This is a genomic window from Oscillibacter sp. UBA6647 (assembly GCA_002455655.1).
In the GTDB taxonomy this organism is placed as follows: Bacteria; Bacillota; Clostridia; order Oscillospirales; family Oscillospiraceae; genus Oscillibacter.
Window position 1 is genome coordinate 1 of sequence record DKLF01000063.1, and the last position, 4,223, is coordinate 4,223.

The following is a 4,223-nucleotide window of genomic DNA, read 5'->3' on the forward strand; positions in this document are numbered from 1 at the left end:
CGCGCCGCTTTGGCGTTTTGGAGCGAATTGAATTTCGGCTGTGCGATGGGCTTGCCGGAGTGGCGGCCGAAGAGGCGCATACTGTGGTGATTGCGGGTATGGGCGGAGAGAACATCGTTTCCATTCTCGCCGCCGCCCCCTGGACGGCCGACGGCAGTCATACATTGCTGCTCCAGCCCCAATCGCGGGCGGAGGAGCTGCGGGCCTTTCTCAGTGCCAACGGATACGCCATTAGCAGAGAGTGTCTGGTGGAGGACCGGGGAACTATTTATCCTGTGCTGGAGGTTGGAGCCGGTTCGCAGAGCCTGTCTCCGGGGCAGATATACGGCGGTGCTCACCTGATGGGGGATCCGCTGGGCGGACGATATCTTGTAGAGCAGATTTTAAGGCTCCAGACGGCGGTGGCTGGGCTTAACCGAGGGAGCGGACCGGAAACGTGGGAAAAAGCGGACCGGCTGAGGGATGTAATCGGATCTCTGCTGGAAGTATGGGAGGAGTGGCGTCATGCCAACGGCTCTTGAAATTGAGAAAAGTCTGTTTGAACTCGCGCCCAAAGCCGGTGCAATGGATTGGGATAACGTGGGATTGCTGGTGGGCGACCCGGCTGCGGAAATTACCCGCGCTTTGGCGGCGCTGGATGTGACGGAAGCGGTTGCGGATGAGGCGATTGCAAAGGGCTGCCAATTGATTGTTTCGCATCATCCGGTGATGAATTGCCGATGGCTTCCGGTACAAACCTTGCGGGAGGATACCCCGCAGGGGCGGTTGCTGCGGAAGCTGGTCCGAGCGAATATGTGCGTGATCTGCATGCATACGAATTTGGATGTGGCGGAGGGCGGCGTGAATGACGTACTGGCCTATACTCTCCGTCTGGAGGACCCTGGGCCCCTTCCGGGGACAGATGGGCTTGCCCGTATGGGGCGGCTCCCGGCGCCCATGGCGCTGCGGGATTTTGCCGGCTTTGTCTCTCAGGCACTGGACTGCAATGGGGTGCGCTATGCCGACGCCGGAAAATCGGTGCTTTGCGTGGCCGTGGGCGGTGGAGCCTGCGGCGAATACGCGGATGCGGCGGCCGCTGCTGGCTGTGATACCTTTGTGACCTCGGATTTGGGCTATCACGCGTTTTTGGACGCGGCGGGAAAGGGCATCAATTTGCTGGACGCAGGCCATTTCCCCACGGAGGACCCGGTCTGCCATGCGCTGATTGACTGGCTGCAAGGAAAATTCCCTGGGCTTTCCATTGAAAAATCCGCTTCCCACCGGGAAGTCATTCAATTCTACATTAAAGGAGAATAAACATATGTCTGGACATTCCAAGTGGCATAATATCCAAAAAACCAAAGGAGCGGCGGACGCGAGACGATCCGCGGCATTCACCAAGGTGGCAAAGGAGATTCTCGTTGCCGTGAAGGAAGGCGGCGGCGGCGATCCCAACAACAATTCCCGTCTTGCCACGGTCATTGCAAAGGCCAAGGCAGTGAATATGCCCAACGACAATATCAAGCGCACCATTGAGAAAGCCATGGGCGCGGGCAATACGGAGAGCTTTGAGGCCATTACCTATGAGGGCTATGGTCCCGGTGGCGTGGCCGTTATTGTGGAGGCCCTCACCGACAATCGCCAGCGCACCGCGCCGGAAGTTCGCCACGCCTTTGACAAATGCAACGGCAACATGGGAGCGCCCGGCTGTGTTAGTTGGTCTTTTGACCGCAAAGGCGTCATCGTCATTGACAACGAGGACGGAGATCTGGACGAGGACACTGTGATGATGGATGCGCTGGAAGCCGGCGCGGCGGACTTTACCGCCGACGGACCGGCTCTTGAGATCAACACCGACCCAGATTCCTTCAACACGGTTGTGAAGGCACTGGAGGAGAAGGGGTACAGCTTTGTCAACGCAGACATCGAAATGGTCCCCCAGAACACCATTGTGCTCAGCAGCGAGGGCGATGTGAAGAACATGGACAAGCTCATTGATATGCTGGAGGACAATGAGGACGTGCAGAACGTCTGGCACAACTGGGAGCAGGACTAAGCTGAGCCGCCCCATTTGTCTGCTGACCGAAGCAGTTTAAAGGCTATATTGAAAAAAGCAGCCCGGGAGCAGTTTGCTCCCGGGCTGCTTTACGTTAATACATTCAACAAAACTTAGATTTTGTTGAATGTATTAGTATAAAGCTTGCGAAAAAAGAGGGAAGAAAAGGGAACGAAGGGCACTGAAAAAAGAACAAGCCCCGGCTGCGTGTTCCGCAGCCAGGGCCATATCTGATGCAAGCAAAACTGTAAGCCGGGTTCTGTATTTGACAGTCATCTATCTCGACGCGCCGTCGCCGACGCGCTCAAGCCACCTCCTGGAAGCGGTCGGGCCAACCTATTGCTTCCCCACGGTGTTGCTCCGGATAGAGTTTACAGCGACGGACTGTTTCCAGCCGTCGGGTGAGCTCTTACCTCGCCTTTCCATCCTTACCGTCTTTTGCCAATCCACGGAAGCCGACAATTCCGCGTTCCGTCCGAGGACGGCGCGCTAGCCGACGCGGCCCGACCGCCATGGAACGGCAAAAGAAGGCGGTATATCTCTGTTGCACTTTTCCTGAAGTCGCCTTCGGCGGGCGTTACCCGTTATCCTTGCCCTGTGGAGCCCGGACTTTCCTCATAGACGGCCTTTCGGCCTGCCTACGCGACTGTCTGTTTTACTTGCCCGTTTATTTTACCCGCTCTTTCACTGCTTGTCAACAGCAAAGAAGATGAAAAATTTATGGGGCCTGATTGCTATTTTTACCGCTTTGCGGTATACTGTTTTGAGTAATTTTTCCGCCCCTGCGGGCGCTTTTGGAGGGACCGCTTATGACTTTACAGGAATATATTGCATCCATTCGGGAAAAAACCGTGGCCATTGTGGGGATCGGCGTCAGCAACACGCCGCTGATTGAGCTTTTGGCAAAATCGGGCGTTCGTGTCACCGCCTGCGACCGCAAAAGCCGGGAGGATTTGGGCTGTGAGGCCGGCCGGCTGGAAAGTCTTGGCGTAACGCTGAAGCTGGGAGACGAATACCTGAAGGATCTGACTCAGGACGTGATTTTTCGCACGCCGGGACTGCGGCGGGACGTTCCGGAGTTTTTGGCAGCAGCGGCACGGGGAAGCGAGATTACCTCCGAAATGGAGGTCTTCTTTCAAGTGGCTCCCTGCATGCTGATCGCTGTTACCGGAAGCGACGGGAAGACCACCACGACCACGCTGATCTCCGAATTTTTGAGAGAGGCCGGAAAAAACGTTCACGTTGGCGGAAACATCGGCCGTCCACTGCTGTGCGAGGCGGATGAAATGCGGCCGGAGGACTATGCCGTATTGGAGCTGAGTTCTTTCCAACTGATGACCATGACCCGTAGCCCCCGCATCGCCGTAATTACAAATCTGGCACCCAATCATTTGGATGTACACAAGGATATGGCGGAGTATATAGCTGCAAAGGAAAATATCTTTACACATCAGTCTTCATCGGATATTGCCGTATTTAATGCTGACAATGATCTTACGGCTGAGCAGGCAGGCCGCGCCGTCGGCCGCCGTCGGCTGTTTTCCCGTAAAGAGGAGCCGGAGGAGGGCGTGTTCCTTCGGGGGGACGTGATTGTCTCCCGGGCAGACGGGGTGGAGCGGGAAATCATGCACACATCCGATATCCTGCTTCCCGGCGTTCATAACGTGGAAAACTATATGGCGGCAATTGCCGCCATGGACGGTTTGGTGCCCGATGAAGCAATGCGGGAGGTGGCTCGGACCTTTGCCGGTGTAGAGCACCGCATTGAACTGGTGCGGACGCTGCGGGGTGTGCGGTACTACAACGACTCTATCGGAACCAGCCCTTCCCGCACCATCGCGGGACTGCGGTCCTTCCCGGAAAAAGTCATTCTCATTGCGGGGGGCTACGACAAGCACATCCCCTTCGACACGCTGGGGCCGGAGCTTGTAGAGCACGTGAAGCTTCTGATTCTCTGCGGGGCCACGGCGGAAAAAATCCGCGGCTGCGTTGAAAATGCGCCCAATTATCAGGGAACTCCGGAAATGCTGACTGTTTCTGAGCTTCGCGCTGCCGTGGAAACTGCGGCACAGAGAGCAGGGGAGGGTGATGTGATTTTGCTGAGCCCCGCCTGCGCGGCCTTTGACCAGTTTAAAAACTTTATGGAGCGGGGCAGGGCTTTTAAGCAGATTGTGTCCGGATTGAAATA

At 56.5% G+C, this 4,223-nt stretch carries 4 protein-coding genes and 1 other RNA gene; 4 read left to right on the forward strand and 1 reads right to left on the reverse strand.

Annotated elements, in window-relative coordinates:
• The 3 genes from B2W96_RS04870 to B2W96_RS04880 form a co-directional block, all read left to right on the forward strand.
• A partial coding sequence (locus B2W96_RS04870; protein ID WP_293009103.1) for a tRNA (adenine(22)-N(1))-methyltransferase occupies positions 1-521 on the forward strand: 521 nt, incomplete at its 5' end.
• On the forward strand, positions 505-1,296 hold the full coding sequence (locus B2W96_RS04875; RefSeq protein ID WP_293009105.1) for a Nif3-like dinuclear metal center hexameric protein: 792 nt from the start codon (positions 505-507) through the stop codon (positions 1,294-1,296). The genes B2W96_RS04870 and B2W96_RS04875, both read left to right, overlap by 17 nt.
• Before the next feature lie 4 nt (positions 1,297-1,300).
• On the forward strand, positions 1,301-2,035 hold the full coding sequence (locus B2W96_RS04880; protein WP_293009107.1) for a YebC/PmpR family DNA-binding transcriptional regulator: 735 nt from the start codon (positions 1,301-1,303) through the stop codon (positions 2,033-2,035).
• Between the two features lie 232 nt (positions 2,036-2,267).
• Here the strand turns inward: B2W96_RS04880 and rnpB are convergent.
• An RNA gene (gene rnpB, locus B2W96_RS04885) (RNase P RNA component class A) lies at positions 2,268-2,697 on the reverse strand.
• Positions 2,698-2,844: 147 nt separating this feature from the next.
• Between rnpB and murD the strand changes: the two genes are divergently transcribed.
• Positions 2,845-4,223, forward strand: a 1,379-nt coding sequence (gene murD / locus B2W96_RS04890) for a UDP-N-acetylmuramoyl-L-alanine--D-glutamate ligase (RefSeq protein WP_293009109.1), incomplete at its 3' end; no start/stop codon positions are given.

Bases quoted from the DNA above. Each gene is read 5' to 3' on its own strand.
- B2W96_RS04875 (WP_293009105.1), top strand. From the start codon at position 505: ATGCCAACGGCTCTTGAAATTGAGAAAAGTCTGTTTGAACTCGCGCCC.
- B2W96_RS04880 (WP_293009107.1), top strand. From the start codon at position 1,301: ATGTCTGGACATTCCAAGTGGCATAATATCCAAAAAACCAAAGGAGCG.